Origin of the sequence: Piscinibacter sp. XHJ-5 (assembly GCF_029855045.1) — a bacterium.
In the GTDB taxonomy this organism is placed as follows: domain Bacteria; phylum Pseudomonadota; class Gammaproteobacteria; order Burkholderiales; family Burkholderiaceae_C; genus Albitalea.
Genome location: NZ_CP123228.1, coordinates 6,320,250 through 6,340,422, shown reverse-complemented (window position 1 = coordinate 6,340,422; position 20,173 = coordinate 6,320,250). Strand labels below are relative to the sequence as shown.

Here is a 20,173-nt window from a genome sequence, read left to right as displayed (position 1 = left end):
CCCTCACGCGACGGCGGCCACGCGCCGCTTCGTCTCGCACCCGGCCGCGATCAGCCAGGGATCGCGGTCTTCGCCGCCGAAGGTCTGCAACAGGAAGTCGACGAAGGCACGCGTGCGGGCCGGCACGTGCTTTCGGGTGGGCATGGCCGCGTACAGCGTGATCGTCAGCAGGTGCCATTCGGGCAGCACGCGCTCCAGCGCGTGCTCGAGCAGGGCGTCCTCGACGACGAACGACGGCAGGCCCGAGATGCCCAGGCCGTGGAGCGCGGCGGCGTAGAGCGTGTCGGTGTGGATGGTGCCCAGCACCGGCCGGTGCGGCGTCAGCGTGAACGAGTCCCCGGCGGGCTCGTCGTCGCCATGGTTGCCCCGCATGAACGTGATCTCGCGCAGGAAGGTCGGAAGCATGGCCTCGTGCAGCACGAGGTCGTGCGGGTGCTCGGGCCGGCCGTTCTTGTCCAGGTACTCCGGCGAGGCGCAGGCGATCACCTCCGAGCACGCCAGGCGGCGCGCCACGAAGTCGCCGTCGAGCGGGCGTCGGCCCATGCTGATGATGCTGACATCGAAGTTCTCGTCCACGGTCTCCACCGGCCCCGGCGCCGACAGCTCGAGAGTGATCTTCGGGTACAGCGCGTGGAAGCGCGGCAGGTGCTTGGCGAGCTGGTGCACGGCGAACGCGGGCGGTGCCAGGATGCGCAGGTGGCCGCGCGGTTCGGTGCTGGCGGTGCTGGCCAGCGCCTCGGCTTCCTCGACCTCCGTGAGGATCTGGCGCGTGCGCTCGAGGTAGGCCTCTCCGATGTCGGTGAGCGCGAGGCGTCGCGTCGTGCGGTTGATGAGGCGTGCCCCGAGGTGCTCCTCGAGGTCGGCCACCAGCCGCGTGACGACGGCGGGCGAGAGGTTCATCTCACGGGCGGCGGCGGCGAAGCTGCCCGAGTCGATGACCCGGCAGAAGACACGCATGGAATGCAGTCGGTCCATCGGAATCCCCCAGATTCTTTCCGATACTGAAATGGCGCATTTAATCTTAAGTGGTTTATTGATGGTCGCGCAATGCCTACAGTTCACCCCATCGATGAGCCGAACACAAACCAAGCGACTCACCGAGGTGGACAAGACGGCCTCTGACAACCAACCGACCGCCCTGCCCGAAACGTCAACCTCTGCTTTGAATGAAGGAATCATCATGAACGCCAAGCAAATCGCCGCCGTCGTCGCTCTCGCTTTCGCCGGCACCGCCGCCTTCGCCGTGGAAGCCACCCAGGACGAAGCCGTCCCCGCGTCCACGCTGTCGCGCGTCTCCGTGCAGCAAGCCGCGCAGCCGCAAGCGTCCGGCGCCGTGGTCCAGAACCTGGGCGAAGCGACCCAGTTCGCCGACGTGCCGGCGATCCGCAGCCGCGACGAAGTGCGCGCCGAAGCGCGTGCCGCCGCCCGTGCCAGCCGCATCAACACGCTGTACGTCGGCGCCTGATCAACGAACGAACATCGAAAGGACACTCAACATGAACGCCAAGCAAATCTTCGCCATCCTCGCCATCGCGATGGCCGGCAACGTGGCCATGGCCGTCGAAGCCACCCAGGACGAAGTCCAGCCCGTGTCGACGCTGAGCCGCGCCGAAGTGCAGGCCCGGATCGCGACGCCGGTGGACGGCCTCCTGATGAGCGGCGGCGAAGCCACCGTGTTCATCGACCGCCCGGTTGCTTCGACGACGCTGAGCCGCGACGACGTGCGCGCCGAAGGCAGCGCACTGGCCCACGCCAATCGCTTCAACGAGCTCTACGTCGGCTGATCGAGCCGACCCGCGCGCCCGGTCCTCCGGGTGTCGCGGCAACAGCCAACCGGCCGTCAGGCCGGTTTTTTCATTCGGGCGGCGGGTTGCCTCGGGGACCGACAATCGGGGCCCCATGCTGAGAATCACCGAACTGCGTCTGCCGCTGAATCACGCCGAGGACGCGCTGCGGCCGGCCATCGTCAAGCGCCTGGGCATCCGCGATGCGCAGCTGCGGCGCTTCACGATCTTCAAGCGCAGCCACGATGCGCGCAAGAAGCATGCGATGGTGTTCATCTACACCGTCGACTGCGACGTGACCGACGAGGCGCAGGTCGTGCAGCGCCTGGCCGGCGACCGCCATGTCGCGCCGGCGCCGGACACCGGCTACCGTCTGGCCGGCCACGCGCCTGCCGGCTTCAACGCCAATGGACGGCTGCGCCCGCTCGTCATCGGCTTCGGCCCGTGCGGCATCTTCGCCGCGCTGATCCTCGCGCAGATGGGCCTTCGCCCCATCGTGCTCGAGCGCGGCAAGGCGGTGCGCGAGCGCACCAAGGACACCTGGGGCTTGTGGCGCAAGCGCGTGCTGGAGCCCGAGTCGAACGTGCAGTTCGGCGAGGGCGGTGCGGGCACCTTCTCGGACGGGAAGCTCTACAGCCAGATCAGCGACCCGCGGCACCTCACGCGCAAGGTGCTGACGGAATTCGTCAAGGCCGGCGCACCCGAGGAGATCCTGTTCGTCAGCAAGCCGCACATCGGCACCTTCCGCCTGGTCGGCATGGTCGAGAAGATGCGCGCCGACATCGAAGCACTCGGCGGCGAGATCCGCTTCCAGCAGCGCGTCACCGACCTGCTGATCGAGGAGGGGCAGGTGCGCGGGGTGACGCTGGCCTCGGGAGACGCGCTGCGCGCCGACCACGTCGTGCTCGCCCTCGGCCACAGCGCTCGCGACACCTTCGCCATGCTGCATGCGCGCGGCGTGTATCTGGAGGCCAAGCCGTTCTCGGTGGGTTTTCGCATCGAGCATCCGCAGTCGCTGGTCGACCGCGCGCGGTTCGGCCCGAACGCCGGCCACCCGTTGCTTGGCGCCGCCGACTACAAGCTGGTGCACCACGCACGCAACGGCCGCTCGGTGTACAGCTTCTGCATGTGTCCCGGCGGCACGGTGGTCGCGGCCACGTCGGAGCCCAACCGCGTCGTCACCAACGGCATGAGCCAGTACTCGCGCAACGAGCGCAACGCCAATGCCGGCATCGTCGTCGGGATCACGCCTCAGGACTACGTGCTCGATCGCGGGCGGGACGGACCGGTGAGCCCGCTCGACGGCATTGCCTTCCAGCGGCAGTGGGAGTCGCGCGCCTTCGAGCTGGGCGGCGGCACCTACGACGCGCCGGGGCAGCTCGTCGGTGACTTCCTGCGCGGGCAGCCGTCGACGGCGTTCGGCAGTGTGCTGCCGTCGTACAAGCCGGGCGTGCACCTCACCGACCTGGCGACGAGCCTGCCGGCGTACGCGATCGAGGCGATCCGCGAGGCGCTTCCGGCCTTCGAGCGCCAGATTCCGGGCTTCGCGATGAACGACGCGGTGCTCACGGGCGTGGAGACGCGCACCTCGTCGCCGCTGCGCATCACGCGCGGCAAGGACTACCAGAGCCTCAACGTGAAGGGGCTGTACCCGGCCGGCGAAGGCGCGGGGTATGCCGGCGGAATCATGTCGGCGGGGGTCGATGGAATCGAAGTCGCCGAAGCGGTCGGGCTGGCGATGCTGTCCGCGTAGCTCACGGCCGCGTGTACCACAGGTCCTGGATCGCCACCGCCTTCATCGGCGCCACGCCGTCCGTCGCCAGGTAGGCATTCACCCGCTTCAGCATGTCCTGCGACAGGCGCTCGATGCCGTGCGGGCCGGCCAGCTCCAGCGTGCTGAACGCGCCGATGCTGAGCTCGAGCAGCAGGCTCACCTCGCGCAGACGACGTTGAACGGCCGACTTGGTGGAAGCGTCGCCGGCATCGAACGCCACACGCGTCTTCACCAGCGTGCCGTCGCGCGTGGTGGCACGCACTTCGCCGGACGTGACCCACTTGGGCTGTGCTCGCCCGGCGCCGGTCCACGAATCGGCGAGGTTGAGCCAGCGGATGCCGCCCACGATGCCCATCGGCACGGCGATGATCGTGGCGATCGCGGCCACGATGAGCAGCACGCGGCGCGTGTCGCTGCTGCGCGGGGGAGGAGCGAGGGGGGCGGGCGGCATGGGCGCTTCGATTCGACCTCATGCGCGCGCCGGTCGAAAGGCCGAACAGCCGGCGTCGCCGGCCGTTCATCGAGCGATGGTGCCCTCAGGGGCAGGCAGCCATCACCTGCGCCACGGCCGCGGTCAGCTTCTTGCCGTACGGCACATGCAGGAATTCGTTGGGACCATGCGCGTTGCTCTTGGGCCCCAGCACGCCGCAGACCAGCATCTGTGCCCGCGGGAATCCCTGCTGCAGCATGTTCATCAGCGGGATCGTGCCGCCCTGGCCGATGTAGCCGCAGGGTGCGCCGAAATGGGTCTGCGACGCCGCGTTCAGCGCCTGCTCGAGCCACGGCGCAAGCTCGGGCGCGTTCCAGCCGGTCGCGCCTTGCGCCCCGACGCGGCCGTCAGGGTGGAAGGTCACCTTCGCGTTGTAGGGCGCGTTGTCCTCCAGCAAGGTCTTCAGCGTCTGCGCGGCCTGGTGGCCGTCGACCAGGGGCGGCAGGCGCAACGACAACTTGAAGGCGGTGAAAGGCCGCAGCACGTTGCCCGCGTTCTTCAGCTCGGGAAAGCCGTCGACGCCGGTGACCGACAGCGTGGGCTTCCAGGTGCGGTTGATCAGCGCCTGCACCGGATCTGTGGTGGTGGGCAGGGCCGGACCGCCATCGGCACCGCAGGCCCACGGAAAGCGCTTCCACACCTCGTCGCCGAGGATCCGGGCGGTGGCGCGGGCCTGCTCGACGCGCTCGGCAGGGATCGAGCAATGGAAGCTGTGGGGCAGCAGCTCGCCGGTCTTCGAGTCCTCGAGGCGGTCGAGCACCTGGCGCAGGATGCGAAAGCTCGACGGCACCAGCCCGCTGGCGTCGCCCGAGTGCACGCCCTCGGTCAGGATCTCGACCTTCAGCGTGCCGGTCACGTTGCCGCGCAGGCTGCTGGTCATCCACAGCTGGTCGTAGTTGCCGGCGCCGCTGTCCAGGCACACCACCAGTCCGACGTCGCCCAGGCGCGGACGCAGCAGGTCGATGTAGGCGGGCAGATCGAAGGAGCCGCTTTCCTCGCAGCTTTCGATGATGCCGACGCAGCGCGGGCGGGGCAGGCCCTGCTTGTCCAGCGCCAGGATGGCGGTGATCGAGGCATAGATCGCGTAGCCGTCGTCGGCGCCGCCGCGGCCGTAGAGCAGGCCGTTCTCGTACTTCGGCGTCCAGGGGCCCAGGTCGCTGCGCCAGCCGTTGAACTCCGGCTGCTTGTCGAGGTGACCGTACAGGCAGATGGTGTCGGTGCTGCCCGGCCTGGTGGACGGCACTTCGAAGAAGATGACCGGCGTGCGACCTTCCAGGCGCACGATCTCCAGCTTCAGCCCTTCGATCTTCTTGCGCTCCACCCATTGCGCGGCGTCGCGCACGACCCGCTCGATGTAGCCGTTCTTCTGCCAGTCGGCATCGAACATCGGGCTCTTGGCGGGAACGGCGATGTAGTCGGTGAGGGCTGGAACGATTTCCTCGTCCCAGGTGCGTTGGGCGAAGGCGCCGAGCGCGGCGGCTTCGTCGGGTTGCACCGGCAGCAGCGGGTCGCGTGCGTTCATGGTGGGCTCCTTTTTGGGGAAGCGACGAGTTTAGGACTGGCGTTGCGCCAGCCAGGCATCGAGAGCGGCAAAGACCTCGTGCCGCTCGGGCTCGTTGAGGATTTCGTGGAAGAGCGCCGGAAATTCGCGTGCCGTCACCACTGCGCCCGGCGCGGCGGCGGCAAAGGCGGCGCTGCCACGCGGCGCGACGCAGCGGTCGCTGCCGGCATACAGCAACAGCGTGGGCACCTTCCAGCGCGGCGCCTCTTGCAGCACGAGCCGGCCGCCGTCGACGATGAAGCGCACGAGCCTGGGTGTGACGCGCCCGTGGACCAGCGGGTCGCTGGCATACGCCTGCACCACCGCCGGATCGCGCGAGATCCACTCCGGCCGCAGACCATTGCCGACGGCGAGGTCGGGCGCCAGCGGCCCGGCCACGGCAAGCATCATCTTCTGCACGGCGTTCATTCCCGGATCGAGCGCCGGCGAGCTCAGCACCAGCGCATCGACCGGCCGATGCCAGGCCGCGGGCGACGGCGCGAGACCTTCGGCGATGAAGCGGGCGGCGACGAGTCCGCCGAGGCTGTGGCCCAGCAGCACCAGCGGACCCGGTCGCTGCCCGCGCACGCTGTCGATGACGGCTGCAAGGTCGCGCACCAGGTCGTCGCCGTCGCCCAGCCGGCCCTTCGCCCCCTCGCTCTGTCCATGGCCCCGGTGATCGTGCCCGGCAACGTGCCAGCCGAGGCGGTTCAGGTGCTCGGCGACATGGCCATAGCGGCCGATGTGCTCGCCCAGTCCGTGCACGATGAGCACCGTGCCGCGCGGCGATGGTGCCGGCCAGTGGCGGAGATGCAGCGTCAGGCCGTCGGCGGTCGTGAGCGTCGTCGTGTTCATCGGGCGCCAGTGTAGAGACGGGCCACTGTCCGGTGCGTGACTGATGTGCCGTGACCGCTGCGCCAGGATGGCGGCGCATTCCCGAGGAGACATTCCATGAACGACTTCTTCCAGCTCGACATCGCCGACGGCATCGCCCACCTGCAGCTCAACCGGCCGGAGCGCATGAACACCATGGCACCGCCCTTCTTCCCCGCCTTCCGCGACGCGGTGCAGGCGCTGCACGACGGCGGCGATGCGCGCGTGCTGGTGGTGTCGTCGACCGGCAAGCACTTCAGCGCCGGCATGGCGCTGGACACCTTCGCCGGCGGCGGACCGATGCTCCAGCTGAAGAGCGCGCGGGCGCGGCTCAGTTTCCAGGACGGCCTGCGCAGGCTGATGCGCTGCTTCGACGTGCTCGACAGCGCACGCCTGCCGGTGCTTTGCGCGGTGCAAGGCGGGTGCATCGGCGGCGCGCTCGACCTGGCCGCTGCCTGCGACATGCGCTATTGCAGCGCCGATGCCTTCTTCTGTGTGCAGGAGATCAACATCGGCATGGCCGCCGACCTGGGCGTGCTGCAGCGGCTGCCCAAGCTGATGGCGCCGGGCATGGTCCGCGAGCTGGCCTTCACCGGCGAGCGTCTCGGTGCGGCGCGCGCGCTGGAACTGGGCCTGGTGAACGCGGTGCTGCCCGATGCCGAGTCCCTGCTCGAACACACGATGAACGTGGCGCGCACGGTCGCGGCCAAGTCGCCGCTGGCCGTCGCTGCCAGCAAGCTTGCGCTGAACCAGGCGCGCGACCACGGCACGGCCGCCGCGCTGGAGCAGATGACCCTGCTGCAGAGCGCGGTGTTCGACACCGGCGAGATGGCCGAGGCCATTGCGGCGTGGCAGGGCAAGCGCGCGCCGCGCTTCGATCCCCTGGACCCGGTGCCCGAAGGTCTCTGAGGGATCAGACGCCGGCCTTGGCGAGCACCACCACCGACACGCCGCGCGCGGGCTTCAGCGCATCGCCGTTCTGGTACGAATGCGGCAGGTTGCCGGGAAAGGCCAGCACGTCGCCCGTGTCCAGCTCGTAGCGCTCGCCGGCGACCATCAGGTTGACGCGTCCGTCCAGGCAGGTGAAGAACTCGCGCGTGCCCGGCAGATGCGGCGTGCCGCCCATCACCGCGCCCGGCTCGAAATCCATCACCTCCATCAGCTCCTCGGGCACCGGCTCGGGCACCAGCGCGCGGATGTTGACGCCGCGGCCCTTGGTGCGCGTGGCCACCTCGTCGGCCGGCCACTGGCGCACCATCGCCCGGGGCGAGGCCAGCAGCTCGTCGATCGGCACGCCCAGCGCACCGGCCACCTTGACGAGCACGGCGAGCGACGGATTGCCGTCACCCGACTCCAGGTTCGCGATCGTCGAGCGCGGCACCGCCGCGGCCTTGGCCAGCGCGTCCTGCGTCAGCGCGCGGGTATGGCGCAGGCTGACGAGGTTGCGCGCCAGGTGGCTGGCGGTGCGGGCATCGGGGCGGTCGGCGGGCGGCGTGCTCATTCGATCGCGATTGTGCGACGACGGCGCAGACGCTTCGCCAATCTGTTGGACGCAGCGCTCGTCGCTTGCGGGCCGCAGCCCTATCGTCGGGTCACCTCCTGACGAAAGCCAACCATGTCTCGCTCACCCACCTCGAATCCAACGCTGCGCGGCCTGCGCGTGGCGATCACCGGCGGCACCTCGGGCCTCGGCCTGGCCTTGCTGCGCCAGCTGCACGCGCAAGGCGCCCAGGTCGCCTTCGTCGCCCGCGACGCCGCGCGCGTGGCCGCCGTGGCAGGCGAACTGGCGGGCAGCCACGGCATCGCCGGCGACGTCTCGCGCAAGACCGAAACGCATGCGTTGGCGATCCAGATCGCCAGTGCGCTCGGCGGCCTGGACGTGCTGGTCAACAACGCCTCCAGCCTGGGTCCCGTGCCGCTGGCGCTGCTGGCCGACACCGACTGCGAAGACCTGGAGGCCGCGCTCGCCACCAACCTGGTCGGCCCGTTCCGGCTGACCAAGGCGCTGCTCGGCGCACTGAGCGCATCGGCGCGCGCCGGACGGCGGCCGCTGGTGATCAACATCGGCAGCGATGCCGCCCTCACGCCGTATGCCGGCTGGGGCGCCTACGGTGCGAGCAAGGCCGCGCTGGTGCATCTGTCGCGCACCTGGGACGAGGAGCTGCGCGACCACCATGTGCGCGTGCTTGCGGTCGATCCGGGCGACATGGACACGCCGTTGCACGCACTCGCAGTGCCCGATGCGGATCCCGCCACCCTGAAGCGGCCCGAAGCGTCGGCGCGCGAGATCGTCGAGCTGATCGAGCGCCATCGCGAACCGGCGGAGGCAAGGGCATGAAGGCAGCGCAGCGACCCGTGCAGCGGCCGGCCGATGCACGGCTGCTGGTCATCGACGGCGCCGGCGATCTGCACCACGTGCGGCGCGCGCAGCTGGCCGACTGGCTGCGGCCCGGCGACCTGCTGATCGCCAACGATGCCGCCACGCTGCCGGCCAGCCTGGCCGGAGTGCACCGACCCGGCGGCGCGACCATCGAAGTGCGACTGGCCGGCCGGCGCTCGCTGGCGGTCGACGACGTGCGCGAGTTCGTCGCCATCGTCTTCGGCGCAGGCGACCACCGCACGCGCACCGAGGACCGCGCCGCGCCGCCGCCGCTGCAGGCGGGCGACACGCTCGCGCTCGGCCCGCTGGAGGCCTCGGTGCTGCGGCGTCTCGATCATCCGCGGCTGATCGCGCTGCGCTTTCACGGCACGCCGGACGCGATCTGGGCCGGCATCGCGCGGCATGGCAAGCCGATCCAGTACGCGCACGTCGCCGCGCCGATGGCGCTGTGGGACGTGTGGACGCAGGTGGCCGCACTGCCGGTCGCGTTCGAGCCGCCGTCGGCAGGCTTCGTGCTCGATTGGCGCCTGCTGGGCGCGCTGAAGGCGCGCGGCGTCGGCTTCGCGACGCTGACGCATGCGGCGGGCCTGTCGTCGACAGGCGATCCGGCGCTCGATGCGCGCCTGCCGTTCGACGAGCCGTACCACGTGCCGCCGGCCACTGTCGAGGCCATTGCGCGCACCGAGGCGGCGGGCGGGCGCGTCATCGCGCTGGGCACCACCGTGACCCGCGCGCTCGAACACGCGGCCTCGCGTCCCGGCGGCCTGCGGGCCGGCGACGGCGTGGCCGATCAGCGCATCGGCCCGCACACGACGCTGCGCGTGGTGGACGCCATCGTCAGCGGCACGCACGAGCCGGGCACCAGCCACTACGAGCTGCTGCGGGCGTTCGCCAGCGACGACGTGCTGCGGCGAGCCAGCGATGAGCTGGAGCAACGCGGCTACCTCACCCACGAGTTCGGCGACTCGGTGCTGCTGGCCCGCGTGACGGGGCGCAGCGCCGCGTCAGCGCAGGGAAAGCGTCATGACGCCCTGGCTGAAACCTGATCAGACCGCACGCTCGAACTTGAACACGCCCACGCTGGCCATCAGGTTAGGAAAGCGCCGCACCACGCGGCCGTCCTGGATGCCGAACGCGTCGAGCACGCGCAAGCCGTCCTTGCGCGCCAGCACCTCGAAGTCGGCATAGGTGCCGACGCGGATGTTGGGCGTGTCGTACCACTGGTACGGCAGCGTCTTGGTCACCGGCATGCGGCCGGTGACGACGCGCAGGCGATTCGGCCAGTGGGCGAAGTTGGGAAAGCTGACGATGCCGATGCGCCCCACGCGCGCCGTCTCGCGCAGCATGCGCTCGGTGTTGCGCAGGTGCTGCATCGTGTCGAGCTGCAGGACGACGTCGAAGCTCTGGTCCTCGAACATCGCCAGCCCTTCCTCGAGGTTGAGCTGGATGACGTTGACGCCGCGCTTGGTGCAGGCCAGCAGGTTCTCGTCGGAGATCTCCACGCCGTATCCGGTGCACTGCCGCGTGTCGCGCAGCAGCGCGAGCAGCTCGCCGTTGCCGCAGCCGAGGTCGAGCACCCGCGAGCCGGGCGGCACCAGCTCGGCGATGAGCTCCATGTCCTTGCGATCGCTCATACCGCCAGTCCGCTGAACAGCGGCCCCGCGACGACCTGGTCGGCTTCCTGCGCGATGTTGTCGAAGCAGGCGCGCAGCAGCTGGTGGTAGCGCGCGTCGTCGAGCAGGAAGGCATCGTGACCGTGCGGCGCGTCGATCTCGGCGTAGCTGACGGAATGCTTGTTGTCGAGCAGCGCCTTGACGATCTCGCGCGAGCGCGCCGGCGAGAAACGCCAGTCGGTGGTGAAGCTGACGAGCTGGAACCGGCAGCTCGCCTGCGCAAAGGCCGCGGTCAGGTCGCCGCCATGGGCGCGCGCGGGATCGAAGTAGTCGAGCGCGCGGGTGATCAGCAGGTAGGTGTTGGCGTCGAAGTAGTCGCTGAACTTGTCGCCCTGGTGGCGCAGGTAGCTCTCGATCTCGAACTCGATGTCCTGCGTGCTGTAGGCGTAGTGGCCGTTGCGGATCAGGCGGCCGAACTTGCTCGCCATCACGTCGTCGCTGAGATAGGTGATGTGGCCGATCATGCGGGCCACCCGCAACCCGCGCTTGGGCACGACGCCGTGGTCGTAGTAGTGGCCGCCGTGGAAGTCGGGGTCGGTGACGATGGCGCGGCGCGCCACTTCGTTGAAAGCGATGTTCTGCGCCGACAGGTTGGGCGCCGTCGCGACCGCGATGCAGTGGCGCAGCCGGCCGGGGTGCCGCAGCGACCAGCCGAGCGCCTGCATGCCGCCCAGGCTGCCGCCCAGCACCGCGGCGAGCTGGTCGATGCCCAGCACGTCGAGCAGCCGGGCCTGCGCATCGACCCAGTCCTCCACCGTCATCACCGGGAAGTCGGCGCCGTATGGCCGGCCGGTGGCGGGATTGGCGTGCATCGGTCCGGTGGAGCCGAAGCACGAGCCCAGATTGTTGACGCCGATGACGAAGAAGCGATTGGTGTCCAGCGGCTTGCCGGGGCCGACAAGGTTGTCCCACCAACCCTCGCTGCGGTCCTGGCCTTCGTACGTGCCGGCGACGTGGTGCGAGGCATTCAGCGCGTGGCACACCAGCACCGCGTTGCTGCGCGTCGCGTTGAGCGTGCCGTAGGTCTCGAAGACCAGTGTGTAGTCGGCGAGGCGCGCACCGCTTTGCAGCGGCAGCGGCTCGGAGAAGTGCCGCGACTGCGGCGTGACATGACCCAGTGATTGCACTTGTGCGTGACCCAACGAAAAACCCGGCGCCGCCAAAGCGGGACACCGGGTGCTGGGGTCCTTCTTTAGCTGGATTTATAGAGCGCCCGCAAGCCGGAACAAATCAGCGCTGTGGGCCGCAGTGTATCCGGGACCACGGCGGGGTTGCCTTGCATCTAATTAGTCGATCGACTAATAATGAGCCATGCCCCGGCCGTCTCAAAACCTCGACGTCGCCTTGCTGCAGGCCGGCCGCGAGCTCTTTCCGCGCGCCGGCTGCGCCGGGCTGTCCGTGCGGGCGGTTGCCGAGCAGGCGGGCGCCAACCTCGGCATGTTTCACTATCACTTCAAGACCAAGGACAACTTCCTGCGCACGCTGCTGCAGCAGGTTTACGAGGAGATGTACGCCGGGCTCAGCGGCGCGGTGTCGCAGCAGGGACCCGCGGTGGAGCGGCTGCGCGCCGCGCTGGTCGCCGCCGCCGCGCTGCTGGTCACGCACCGCAAGGTGTTTGCCCGCGTCTGGATGGATGCCATCGCCGGGGAGCCGGTGGCCACCGAGTTCATGCAGCACAACGCGCCGCGCCACATCGGCCTGCTGTTCGGCCTGGTGCAGCAGGCGCAGGCCGAAGGCGCGCTGCGGGCGTTGCCGCCGTTCCAGTGCGTCGCCACGCTGCTGGGGGCAGTGGCGCTGCCGATCGTGTTCGCCTCCGGTCTGGTGGAGGTCGCCATGCCGGCAGCCGCCGTGCAGCGCCAGTTCCGCGACCAGGTGATGAGCCCCGACGCCATCGCGCAGCGCGTCGACCTGGCGCTGGCGGCGCTGCGCGCCCCCGTGGCGCCGGCAGGGTCCAGGCGCCGCCGCGCGCCATCGCGTCACTGAGGAACTGCCATGCGACCCGCCGATCTCGCCGCCATCGCCTTGCTGGTCGTGCTGGCGGGTTGCAGCCGTGCCCCCGACCCTGCATGGTCGGGCTACGTCGAGGGCGAGTACGTGTATGTCGCGGCGCCGCTGGGCGGCAGCCTCGAGACGCTGGCGGTGCGGCGGGGGGAAGTGGTCAAGCAGGGCGCGCCGCTGTTCGCCCTGGAGTCCGCAAGCGAGCAGGCCGCGCGCGAAGAGGCGGCCGCGCGACTGGTGGGGGCGCGCGCCCAGGCGAGCGACGCCGAGAAAGGACGCCGCCCCGACGAGCTGGCGGTCACGCAGGCGCAGTTTGCGCAGGCGCGCGCCGAGGCCGACGTGGCCGCGGCCGAATACGAGCGCCAGCGCGCCTTGCTGGCGCAGGGCTTCATCTCCCGATCGCGGCTGGACGATGCGCGCGCGGCGATGGAGCAGTCGCGTCAGCGCGTGGCGGAAATGACCGCGGCGCTGCGGGTTGCACGATTGCCGGCGCGCGAGGACGAGCGGCTTGCGGCCCAGGCCAGCGCGCAGGCCGCGCAGCAGGCGCTGCGCCAGAGCGAGTGGCGCACGCAACAGAAGCAGCAGCGCGCGCCGGCCGACGCGACGGTGGCCGACACCTACTTCCGCGCCGGCGAGTGGGTGCCGGCGGGGCAGCCGGTCGTGGCCCTCCTGCCCCCCGGCCAGACCAAGGCGCGCTTCTTCGTGCCCGAGGCCGAACTCGCGTCACTGGCCATCGGCCAGGCCGTGGCCATCCATTGCGATGGCTGCGGCGCGCCAATTCCCGCACGCATCGACTTCATCGCGACGCAGGCCGAGTACACGCCGCCGGTCATCTACTCCAACTCGCAGCGCTCGCGCCTGGTCTTCATGGTTGAGGCGCGGCCCGACGCCAAGGACGGCGCGAAGCTCAAGCCCGGGCAGCCGGTCGACGTGCGGCGCGCCGGCGAGACGAAGTCATGAGCGCGCCGGGCAGGCCGACGACCGACGGCGAACTCGCCATCGACGTCCGGGGGCTGACCAAGCGCTACGGCCAGCGCACCGTGGTCGACGATGTCGCGCTGCAGGTGCGCACCGGCCGCATCTGCGGCTTCCTCGGTCCCAACGGCAGCGGCAAGACGACCACCATCCGCATGCTGTGCGGGCTGCTCACGCCCGACGGGGGCCACGGCACCTGCCTCGGCCTGGACATCGTGAAGCAGGGCTACGAGATCCGCCGGCAGGTCGGCTACATGACGCAGAAGTTCGGCCTCTACGACGACCTGTCCATTCGCCAGAACCTCGACTTCGTCGCCAGGTTGTTCGAGCTGCCGCAGCGCGACCAGGCGGTGGACCGCGCGCTCGAGCGCCTGGGGCTGGTCGAGCGGCAGCACCAGCTTGCCGGCGCGCTGTCGGGCGGCTGGAAGCAGCGGCTGGCGCTGGCCGCATGCCTGATCCACGAGCCGCGGCTGCTGCTGCTCGACGAGCCCACGGCCGGCGTCGACCCCAAGGCGCGGCGCGACTTCTGGGACGAGATCCACCGGCTGGCCGCCCAGGGCATCACGGTGCTGGTGTCGACGCACTACATGGACGAGGCCGAGCGCTGCCACGAGCTGGTCTACATCGCCTACGGCAGGACGCTCGCGCGCGGCACCGAGCGGGAGATCATCGAGCAGGCCGGGCTCACGGTGTGGGCGGTGGAAGGCGACGAAGTCTCGGCGCTCGTCGAGCCGCTGAAGACGGCGCCGGGCGTGCAGAGCGTGGCCGCGTTCGGCAGCTCGCTGCACGTGGCCGGACGCGACGCGGCCCTGCTCGAGCAGGCCATCGAGCCGCACCGGCGCGCCGGGTTGCGGTGGCACCGCACCGAAGCGAATCTGGAGGACGTCTTCATCAGCCTCATCGCGCACGCACGCGACAACTTCGCGCCAGAGGCGGGCGCGGCGCGATGAAGGCCTTCTCGCTGCGTCGCACGCTGGCCATCTTCCTGAAGGAGTTCCAGCAGATGCTGCGCGACCGGCTGACCTTCGCGATGGCCATCGGCGTGCCCATCCTGCAGCTCGTGCTGTTCGGCTACGCCATCAACACCGATCCGAAGGGGCTGCCGACCACGCTGGTGGCCTACGACAACGGTCCGCTGTCGCGCAGCCTGGTCGCCGCGCTGCAGAACACCGGCTACTTCCGCATCACGCGGCTGGCCGACAGCGAGGCGCAGGCGGAGACGCTGATCGCCTCGGGCGAGGTGCAATTCATGGTGGCCATTCCGCCCGACTTCAGCCAGCGCGTGGTGCGCGGCGAGAAGCCGGCGCTGCTGGTCGCGGTGGACGCCACCGATCCGTCGGCCTCGGGCAACGCGATCGCCGCGCTCCAGGCGGTGGCGCAGCAGGCGCTGCGCGCCGACCTGGTGGGGCCGCTGGCCTACCTGCAGCCCGGCGCGGCTCCGTTCGATCTGCGGGTGCATCGCCGCTACAACCCGGAAGGCCTGTCGCGCTACAACATCGTGCCGGGCCTCATCGGCACCATCCTCACCATGACGATGGTGATGCTCACCGGCCTGGCGATGACCCGCGAGCGCGAGCGCGGCACGATGGAGAACCTGCTTGCCACGCCGGTGCGGCCGGTGGAGGTGATGCTGGGCAAGATCGCGCCGTACGTGGTCATCGGCTACATCCAGCTCGGCGTGATCCTGCTGGCGGCATGGCTGCTGTTCGAGGTGCCGATGAGCGGCAGCTTCACGCTGCTCATGGCGATGATCGGGGTGTTCATGCTTGCCAACCTCAGCGTGGGCTTCACCTTCTCCACGCTGGCGCAGAACCAGCTGCAGGCGATGCAGATGACCTTCTTCTTCTTCCTGCCGTCGATCCTGCTGTCGGGCTTCATGTTTCCGTTCCGCGGCATGCCGGTGTGGGCGCAATGGCTGGGCGAGGTGCTGCCGCTCACGCACTTCCTGCGCATCGTGCGCGGCATCATGCTCAAGGGGAGCGACCTGGTGCAGCTGCTGCCGGAGCTGTGGCCGATGCTGGCGTTCCTGCTGGTGGCCGGCGTGCTGGCGCTTGCGCGCTACCGGCAGACGCTCGACTGAGGCCTGACGCGAGCTGCGCGCAGCTGCTCGCGACCGCATGGCGCGCGGTGCCCTAGGAAATCAGAAGGGGTGCTCCTCGGCATTTGACTGATGTGCCCGTCGAGCCGTCTGCCTACGCTGCGTGCGCGACCCGGCAGTCGTCGCATCCAGCCATCCGAAGGAGAACCCATTTTGGAAAAGCCCCCCGCCGCGACTCAACGCGACACGAGGCGTCTGCACTTCGACGCCGTCATCTTCGACCACGACAACACCCTGGCCGATGCGACCCGGGTCGGCGAAGATCTCTTTCAGCCGGCGTTCGATGCCGTCCTCGGGAAGGTCTCGGCGCAGAACCGGGCCGACAAGCCCTACATGGACAAGCTCACCCGCGCCTTCGCGGCTTGCTGGTTCACCGCCTTCGACGCGGTGGCGAAGAGCCATGACTTCACGGCGGACATGACCGACGCCGGCAAGAAGGCGTTTACCGAGATACAGGTGAAGAAGGAGTCCGGCTATGCCCCATACCGCGACGCCTATCTCGTGCCCCTGATCCACGCGCACATGCCGTGCTTCCTCGTCACCTCGGGGTTCCAGAAGCTGCAGGAAAGCAAGATCGACGTCCTGGGCATGCGGCCCTGGTTCGACGAGTTCATCGTCGACCGCGTCGACGTCGCCGGCGCTTCGCACGGCAAGAAGGTCGTTTTCGCGGACATCGTCAAGCGCCACGGATTCAAGCACGAGCGCGTGCTGGTGGTCGGCGACAACCCCGTGTCCGAGATCAAGGCGGGCAACGAACTCGGGATGCATACGGTGCAGGTGCTGCGCCCGCGGGTCGAATGGAGCAACGATGCCAATGCCCATATCTTCACGTTGGCGCAGTTGTGGCCGCTGATCGGGTTGGGCGACGATGCGCCCGAACCCGCTCACAAGTAGGGACGGCCGCCCTGGGGTCGTTGGGCAAACCCTGGCGGCGCCGAACACCCGGAGTCGGGGGATGTGTCGCTCCGGTGACGCTGGAAGAATCGTCGCGCATGAGTTCCGTCGTGTTGCTGCATCGCGATCCGCAGGTCGGCGCCCGCCTGGCGCAGGCCATTGCGGCGACGCCCGGACTCGTCGTGGGCGGCGTGGCCGGGGGTCTGCCCGCGCTGCGCGAGCTTTTCGCCCCTGGCCTGCCCGATGCGCTGGTGGTCGACCTCATGCTGCCGCCCGCGCACGTGAAAGCCCTGTTGCGCGACCTGCGCAGCAACAGCCGCGACGGCGGTCCGCAGGTTCTTGTGCTCGCGGTGTCGGCCGACGACCCGCGCGTGATGGAAGCACTGCGTGACGGTGCCGACGCCTACTTTGCCCAGGCCGACGCGCTGCTGTCGTTGCCCGAGACCATCGAGCAGCTGTTGCGCGGCGAATCGGCGATGACCCCGCAGATCGCGCGCCAGCTGAAGTCGCACTTCGAGACGGGCCCGCACCACGCGCCGGCGCTGGCCGAAGCCGATCGGCGGCTGCTGCAGTGGACGGCCGAGGGATTCCTCGTCGCCGAAGTGGCGGGAGCGCTGCAAATCACGGTGAGCGGGGTCGGCGAGCGCATGCACGAGCTGTACCGTCAGCTCCAGCGCGATCTTCGCGACCGCAAGGTCACGCTGACGGCGGCATAGCCGCCGGCCCACGGCCTTTCAGGCCGCAGGCGGCACGGTGTCGATGAAGCTTTGCCGCTGGGAGAGCTTGTCGTTCAGCTTCGCCAGGTTGGCGTACTCACCACGCCAATCGATGTGGGCGAAGCGGTAGTCGAGGTAGCCCAGCGCGCAGCCCACGGCGATGTCCGACAGCGAGAAATGGATGCCGGAGCAGAACGGCTTGTCGCCCAGGCCCTTGCTCATCGCCGCCAGCGAGGCGTGGATCTTGCCCATCTGGCGGTCGATCCAGGGCTGGCTGCGCTGGCCGTCGCTGCGGCCTTTCCAGGTGTTCTCCAGCCGCGCCAGGATGGCCGCGTCGAGCAGGCCGTCGCCGAGCGCTTCCCAGGTGCGCACTTCGGCGCGCTCGCGGCCGCGGTCGGGGATGAGCTTGCCCACAGGCGACAGCGTGTCGACGTATTCCACGATCACGCGCGAGTCGAACACCGCCTCGCCGCCCTCCATGACGAGGCAGGGCACCTTGCCGAGAGGGTTGGAATGGACGATGCGGTCGCTGTTCCAGACGTCTTCGATCTCGAGCTGGTAGTCGAGCCTCTTCTCGGCCATCACGATGCGCACCTTGCGCACGTACGGGCTGTTGAGCGAGCCGATGAGTTTCATGCTGTGGTCCCTGTTTGAATTCATTCTAGCGAACGACCCGGTGGTAGAGTGGCCTCGGGAGGAGGCGCGCTGCGGTCTGCGGCGCAGGAAGCAAGATGAGTCAACCCTCGTGGATCGGCCCTGCCGGGGCCGAGCCGGCGTTCGAGGCGCCGCGCGAACATCGGCTGGACTTTCGCTTCACCGGCTCGGGCAGCGAGTACTTCCGCATCTGGATCGTCAACCTGCTGCTCACGATCGTCACCCTGGGCGTGTACTACCCCTGGGCCAAGGTGCGCAGGCTGCGCTACTTCTACGGCAACACGCTGGTCGGCGGCCAGCCGCTCGACTTCCACGGCAACCCGATGACGATGCTGCGCGGCTACGTGCTCATCGCCGTCATGGGGGTGCTGTACTCGGTGGCCGGCAGGTTCTCGGCCGTCGCGGGCCTGGTCGCGTTCATCATCCTGGCGGCGATCTGGCCGGCGTTGCTCAGGTCTTCGATGCAGTTTCGCCTCGCCAACACCAGCTGGCGTGGCCTGCGCTTTCGCTTCGTGGGCAGCCTGGGCGATGCCTACGCCGCCTTTTTGCCCGCGTTCGTGCCCGGGATCGCCATCGTCGCGGCCCTGGCCGCGGTCAGTGATCCCGAGCAGCCGCCGGCCTGGTACGCGGCGCTGATGGGGATCGTCTCGCTGGTGGCGCTCGCCTTCGCACCCTGGCTGTGGTGGAAGCTGAAGAAGTACCAGCACGACCACTACGCGCTCGGCCCGTGGCGGACGCGGCTGACGGCCAGCTGCGGCTCGTTCTACCTCGTGTTCCTGAAGACCGCCGGGGCCGCCCTCGCTGCCGGCCTGCTGGTCGGCGTGGTGGTCAGCGTCGTGGCCGTGCTGGGCATCGTGGGCAGCTCACTGGGAGGAAGCGGCCGCAGCAGTCCGCTGGTGGCCATGGTCATCGGCCTCGTGCTGGCCTTCACCACGCTGCTGGCCATGCAACTCGTGCCGCGCCCCTATTTCACCTCGCGCATGCAGAACCTGTTGTGGTCGCGCACCGGCAACGAGGCGATGCGCTTCGGCAGCCAGCTGCGCTTCTGGCCGCTGTTCGGCCTCACGTTGAAGAACTGGCTGCTGGTCGCGCTGACGCTCGGCCTGTACTGGCCGTTCGCCGCCGTGGCCAGCCAGCGCATGCGCATCGAGGCGGTGTCGGTCACGGCGCTGGTCGATCCCGACGACCTGATCGACCAGGCGCGCGGCGCCGAGGGCGAGGCCGCCGGCGACGCGGCGGGCGACCTGTTCGGGCTGGACATCGGCCTCTGAGTGCCGTGGGCGAATCCGCCGGCCCGCTGGTCGCCGCCGACTACTTCGACGGGCGCAGCGCGCGGGCCCATCCGGTGCGCCTGCAGGCGGCGGGCGATCGCCTGCTGATCGACGGCCCGACCGTGTCGCGCAGCGTGGCGCTGCACGAGGTCCGCTGGCCGGAGCGCACCCGCCACGGCCCGCGGGTGGCCCATCTTGCGGACGGTGCGTCGCTGCATTGCAGCGACAGCGCCGCGTGGGACGCGTGGCGGCATGCCGTCGGCTCGCGTGAATCGCTGGTCGTGCGGGCGCAGCAGAGCTGGCGCTGGACCCTGGCCAGCATGGTGCTCATCGTGCTGCTGCTCGCCGCCGGCTACCTGTGGGGGGTGCCTTGGGCGGCGAGAGCGGCCCTGACGATGCTCCCGACGGAGGTGGACGAGTCGGTCGGCGAAACGGCGCTGGCGGCCATCGACGAACGCCTGATGCGTCCGAGCGAGCTGCCCCTGGCGCAGCAGCAGCGCATCGCCGGCGCCTTCGCGCGCGCCGTCGCTGCGCTGCCGGCGCACGAGGTGCCTGTGCACCGCATCGTGTTCCGCAAGAGCCGCATCGGTCCCAACGCGTTCGCGCTTCCCGGCGGCACCCTGGTGTTGACCGACGAGCTGGTCAAGCGCGTGAGCGCCGACGAAGCCATCCTGGTCGGCGTGCTGGGCCACGAGCTCGGCCATCTCCGGCACCGGCACGGCATGCGGGCGCTGGCGCAGGTGGCCGCGCTGGGCACCGTCGCCGGCCTGGTGGTCGGCGACTTCAGCTCGCTGCTCGCCAGCGTGCCGGTGTGGCTGGGGCAGGCCGGCTACTCGCGCGACGCGGAGCGCGAGGCCGACGCCGAGGCGGTGCGCGTGCTGCGGGCGGCGGGCTTCTCGCCGGCGGTCATGGTCGCGTTCTTCGAGGCGATGGCGCGCCATGACGACGGTGGGGCGCGCGAGCGCTCTGGCCTGGAGATCGCGATCGCCTCTCACCCGGCCGACGCGGAGCGCATGCGCTTCTTCCGCGACGCCGGCGCGGCCCGCTGAGCCG

The 20,173-nt window shown here is 69.8% G+C and carries 22 protein-coding genes; 14 read left to right on the top strand and 8 right to left on the bottom strand.

The window, feature by feature from the left end; genetic code table 11:
* Nucleotides 1–3: 3 nt before the first annotated feature.
* Complete coding sequence (locus P7V53_RS30105) at nucleotides 4–975, bottom strand: LysR family transcriptional regulator (RefSeq protein WP_280153154.1); 972 nt, start codon at nucleotides 973–975, stop codon at nucleotides 4–6.
* Nucleotides 976–1,180: 205 nt separating this feature from the next.
* Between P7V53_RS30105 and P7V53_RS30100 the strand changes: the two genes are divergently transcribed.
* The 3 genes from P7V53_RS30100 (at nucleotide 1,181) to P7V53_RS30090 (ending at nucleotide 3,537) form a co-directional block, all read left to right on the top strand.
* Nucleotides 1,181–1,465, top strand: a complete 285-nt coding sequence (locus tag P7V53_RS30100) for a hypothetical protein (RefSeq protein WP_280153153.1) — start codon at nucleotides 1,181–1,183, stop codon at nucleotides 1,463–1,465.
* Between the two features lie 31 nt (nucleotides 1,466–1,496).
* Complete coding sequence (locus tag P7V53_RS30095; RefSeq protein ID WP_280153152.1) at nucleotides 1,497–1,784, top strand: hypothetical protein; 288 nt, start codon at nucleotides 1,497–1,499, stop codon at nucleotides 1,782–1,784.
* A 115-nt stretch (nucleotides 1,785–1,899) separates the two neighbouring features.
* Entirely contained in the window at nucleotides 1,900–3,537 is a 1,638-nt protein-coding gene (locus P7V53_RS30090) for an NAD(P)/FAD-dependent oxidoreductase (RefSeq protein ID WP_280153151.1), read from the top strand.
* Nucleotide 3,538: 1 nt separating this feature from the next.
* Here the strand turns inward: P7V53_RS30090 and P7V53_RS30085 are convergent, their stop codons facing one another.
* The 3 genes from P7V53_RS30085 to P7V53_RS30075 form a co-directional block, all read right to left on the bottom strand.
* Nucleotides 3,539–4,009, bottom strand: coding sequence for a flagellar basal body-associated FliL family protein (locus tag P7V53_RS30085; RefSeq protein WP_280153150.1), 471 nt, complete (start codon nucleotides 4,007–4,009; stop codon nucleotides 3,539–3,541).
* 85 nt (nucleotides 4,010–4,094) lie between these two features.
* Nucleotides 4,095–5,570, bottom strand: coding sequence for a M20 family metallopeptidase (locus P7V53_RS30080; protein WP_280153149.1), 1,476 nt, complete (start codon nucleotides 5,568–5,570; stop codon nucleotides 4,095–4,097).
* A gap of 30 nt (nucleotides 5,571–5,600) precedes the next feature.
* Nucleotides 5,601–6,443, bottom strand: coding sequence for an alpha/beta hydrolase (locus tag P7V53_RS30075; protein ID WP_280153148.1), 843 nt, complete (start codon nucleotides 6,441–6,443; stop codon nucleotides 5,601–5,603).
* 96 nt (nucleotides 6,444–6,539) lie between these two features.
* Between P7V53_RS30075 and P7V53_RS30070 the strand changes: the two genes are divergently transcribed.
* On the top strand, nucleotides 6,540–7,370 hold the full coding sequence (locus tag P7V53_RS30070; protein WP_280153147.1) for an enoyl-CoA hydratase-related protein: 831 nt from the start codon (nucleotides 6,540–6,542) through the stop codon (nucleotides 7,368–7,370).
* 4 nt (nucleotides 7,371–7,374) lie between these two features.
* On the opposite strand, the gene P7V53_RS30065 is transcribed toward P7V53_RS30070, so the two are convergent.
* A complete protein-coding gene (locus P7V53_RS30065; RefSeq protein WP_280153146.1) occupies nucleotides 7,375–7,962 on the bottom strand; it encodes an XRE family transcriptional regulator in 588 nt (195 codons plus the stop codon).
* A gap of 114 nt (nucleotides 7,963–8,076) precedes the next feature.
* Between P7V53_RS30065 and P7V53_RS30060 the strand changes: the two genes are divergently transcribed.
* Both P7V53_RS30060 and P7V53_RS30055 read left to right on the top strand, forming a co-directional pair.
* Nucleotides 8,077–8,799, top strand: a complete 723-nt coding sequence (locus P7V53_RS30060) for an SDR family oxidoreductase (RefSeq protein WP_280153145.1) — start codon at nucleotides 8,077–8,079, stop codon at nucleotides 8,797–8,799.
* Entirely contained in the window at nucleotides 8,796–9,887 is a 1,092-nt protein-coding gene (locus P7V53_RS30055) for an S-adenosylmethionine:tRNA ribosyltransferase-isomerase (protein WP_280153144.1), read from the top strand. The genes P7V53_RS30060 and P7V53_RS30055 overlap by 4 nt, the downstream gene beginning before the upstream one ends.
* Here the strand turns inward: P7V53_RS30055 and metW are convergent, their stop codons facing one another.
* On the bottom strand, nucleotides 9,888–10,475 hold the full coding sequence (gene metW, locus P7V53_RS30050; RefSeq protein WP_280153143.1) for a methionine biosynthesis protein MetW: 588 nt from the start codon (nucleotides 10,473–10,475) through the stop codon (nucleotides 9,888–9,890).
* Entirely contained in the window at nucleotides 10,472–11,641 is a 1,170-nt protein-coding gene (locus P7V53_RS30045) for a homoserine O-acetyltransferase (RefSeq protein WP_280153142.1), read from the bottom strand. Before P7V53_RS30045 ends, metW begins: the two co-directional genes overlap by 4 nt.
* A 184-nt stretch (nucleotides 11,642–11,825) precedes the next feature.
* On the opposite strand from P7V53_RS30045, the gene P7V53_RS30040 reads away from it, so the two are divergent.
* The 6 genes from P7V53_RS30040 to P7V53_RS30015 all read left to right on the top strand — a co-directional run bounded on the left by P7V53_RS30040 (nucleotide 11,826) and on the right by P7V53_RS30015 (nucleotide 17,195).
* Nucleotides 11,826–12,497 carry a TetR/AcrR family transcriptional regulator gene (locus P7V53_RS30040; RefSeq protein ID WP_280153141.1) on the top strand — a complete coding sequence of 224 codons (672 nt, stop codon included), beginning with the start codon at nucleotides 11,826–11,828 and terminating at the stop codon, nucleotides 12,495–12,497.
* 9 nt (nucleotides 12,498–12,506) lie between these two features.
* Entirely contained in the window at nucleotides 12,507–13,472 is a 966-nt protein-coding gene (locus P7V53_RS30035) for an HlyD family efflux transporter periplasmic adaptor subunit (RefSeq protein ID WP_280153140.1), read from the top strand.
* Entirely contained in the window at nucleotides 13,469–14,437 is a 969-nt protein-coding gene (locus tag P7V53_RS30030; RefSeq protein WP_280153139.1) for an ABC transporter ATP-binding protein, read from the top strand. The genes P7V53_RS30035 and P7V53_RS30030 overlap by 4 nt, the downstream gene beginning before the upstream one ends.
* The gene (locus tag P7V53_RS30025; protein WP_280153138.1) at nucleotides 14,434–15,567 is read left to right on the top strand and encodes an ABC transporter permease; all 1,134 of its coding nucleotides are present in this window, start codon (nucleotides 14,434–14,436) and stop codon (nucleotides 15,565–15,567) included. Before P7V53_RS30030 ends, P7V53_RS30025 begins: the two co-directional genes overlap by 4 nt.
* A 90-nt stretch (nucleotides 15,568–15,657) precedes the next feature.
* Nucleotides 15,658–16,479: an HAD family hydrolase gene (locus P7V53_RS30020; protein ID WP_280153137.1), complete on the top strand. Its 822-nt coding sequence runs from the start codon at nucleotides 15,658–15,660 to the stop codon at nucleotides 16,477–16,479.
* Between the two features lie 98 nt (nucleotides 16,480–16,577).
* The gene (locus P7V53_RS30015) at nucleotides 16,578–17,195 is read left to right on the top strand and encodes a hypothetical protein (protein ID WP_280153136.1); all 618 of its coding nucleotides are present in this window, start codon (nucleotides 16,578–16,580) and stop codon (nucleotides 17,193–17,195) included.
* Nucleotides 17,196–17,213: 18 nt separating this feature from the next.
* Here the strand turns inward: P7V53_RS30015 and P7V53_RS30010 are convergent, their stop codons facing one another.
* Nucleotides 17,214–17,831, bottom strand: a complete 618-nt coding sequence (locus tag P7V53_RS30010) for a glutathione S-transferase N-terminal domain-containing protein (protein ID WP_280153135.1) — start codon at nucleotides 17,829–17,831, stop codon at nucleotides 17,214–17,216.
* A 95-nt stretch (nucleotides 17,832–17,926) separates the two neighbouring features.
* Between P7V53_RS30010 and P7V53_RS30005 the strand changes: the two genes are divergently transcribed.
* Both P7V53_RS30005 and P7V53_RS30000 read left to right on the top strand, forming a co-directional pair.
* Nucleotides 17,927–19,120, top strand: a complete 1,194-nt coding sequence (locus tag P7V53_RS30005; protein ID WP_280153134.1) for a YjgN family protein — start codon at nucleotides 17,927–17,929, stop codon at nucleotides 19,118–19,120.
* Nucleotides 19,121–19,125: 5 nt separating this feature from the next.
* Nucleotides 19,126–20,169 carry a M48 family metallopeptidase gene (locus P7V53_RS30000; protein WP_280153133.1) on the top strand — a complete coding sequence of 348 codons (1,044 nt, stop codon included), beginning with the start codon at nucleotides 19,126–19,128 and terminating at the stop codon, nucleotides 20,167–20,169.
* The last annotated feature ends 4 nt before the right edge of the window (nucleotides 20,170–20,173 follow it).

Bases quoted from the DNA above. Each gene is read 5' to 3' on its own strand.
- P7V53_RS30040 (WP_280153141.1), top strand. From the start codon at position 11,826: ATGCCCCGGCCGTCTCAAAACCTCGACGTCGCCTTGCTGCAGGCCGGC.
- P7V53_RS30015 (WP_280153136.1), top strand. From the start codon at position 16,578: ATGAGTTCCGTCGTGTTGCTGCATCGCGATCCGCAGGTCGGCGCCCGC.
- P7V53_RS30010 (WP_280153135.1), bottom strand. From the start codon at position 17,831: ATGAAACTCATCGGCTCGCTCAACAGCCCGTACGTGCGCAAGGTGCGC.
- P7V53_RS30055 (WP_280153144.1), top strand. From the start codon at position 8,796: ATGAAGGCAGCGCAGCGACCCGTGCAGCGGCCGGCCGATGCACGGCTG.
- P7V53_RS30075 (WP_280153148.1), bottom strand. From the start codon at position 6,443: ATGAACACGACGACGCTCACGACCGCCGACGGCCTGACGCTGCATCTC.
- P7V53_RS30105 (WP_280153154.1), bottom strand. From the start codon at position 975: ATGGACCGACTGCATTCCATGCGTGTCTTCTGCCGGGTCATCGACTCG.
- P7V53_RS30095 (WP_280153152.1), top strand. From the start codon at position 1,497: ATGAACGCCAAGCAAATCTTCGCCATCCTCGCCATCGCGATGGCCGGC.
- P7V53_RS30065 (WP_280153146.1), bottom strand. From the start codon at position 7,962: ATGAGCACGCCGCCCGCCGACCGCCCCGATGCCCGCACCGCCAGCCAC.
- P7V53_RS30005 (WP_280153134.1), top strand. From the start codon at position 17,927: ATGAGTCAACCCTCGTGGATCGGCCCTGCCGGGGCCGAGCCGGCGTTC.
- P7V53_RS30085 (WP_280153150.1), bottom strand. From the start codon at position 4,009: ATGCCGCCCGCCCCCCTCGCTCCTCCCCCGCGCAGCAGCGACACGCGC.
- P7V53_RS30030 (WP_280153139.1), top strand. From the start codon at position 13,469: ATGAGCGCGCCGGGCAGGCCGACGACCGACGGCGAACTCGCCATCGAC.
- P7V53_RS30025 (WP_280153138.1), top strand. From the start codon at position 14,434: ATGAAGGCCTTCTCGCTGCGTCGCACGCTGGCCATCTTCCTGAAGGAG.
- P7V53_RS30080 (WP_280153149.1), bottom strand. From the start codon at position 5,570: ATGAACGCACGCGACCCGCTGCTGCCGGTGCAACCCGACGAAGCCGCC.
- P7V53_RS30100 (WP_280153153.1), top strand. From the start codon at position 1,181: ATGAACGCCAAGCAAATCGCCGCCGTCGTCGCTCTCGCTTTCGCCGGC.
- P7V53_RS30020 (WP_280153137.1), top strand. From the start codon at position 15,658: ATGTGCCCGTCGAGCCGTCTGCCTACGCTGCGTGCGCGACCCGGCAGT.
- P7V53_RS30090 (WP_280153151.1), top strand. From the start codon at position 1,900: ATGCTGAGAATCACCGAACTGCGTCTGCCGCTGAATCACGCCGAGGAC.
- P7V53_RS30070 (WP_280153147.1), top strand. From the start codon at position 6,540: ATGAACGACTTCTTCCAGCTCGACATCGCCGACGGCATCGCCCACCTG.
- P7V53_RS30060 (WP_280153145.1), top strand. From the start codon at position 8,077: ATGTCTCGCTCACCCACCTCGAATCCAACGCTGCGCGGCCTGCGCGTG.
- metW (WP_280153143.1), bottom strand. From the start codon at position 10,475: ATGAGCGATCGCAAGGACATGGAGCTCATCGCCGAGCTGGTGCCGCCC.
- P7V53_RS30035 (WP_280153140.1), top strand. From the start codon at position 12,507: ATGCGACCCGCCGATCTCGCCGCCATCGCCTTGCTGGTCGTGCTGGCG.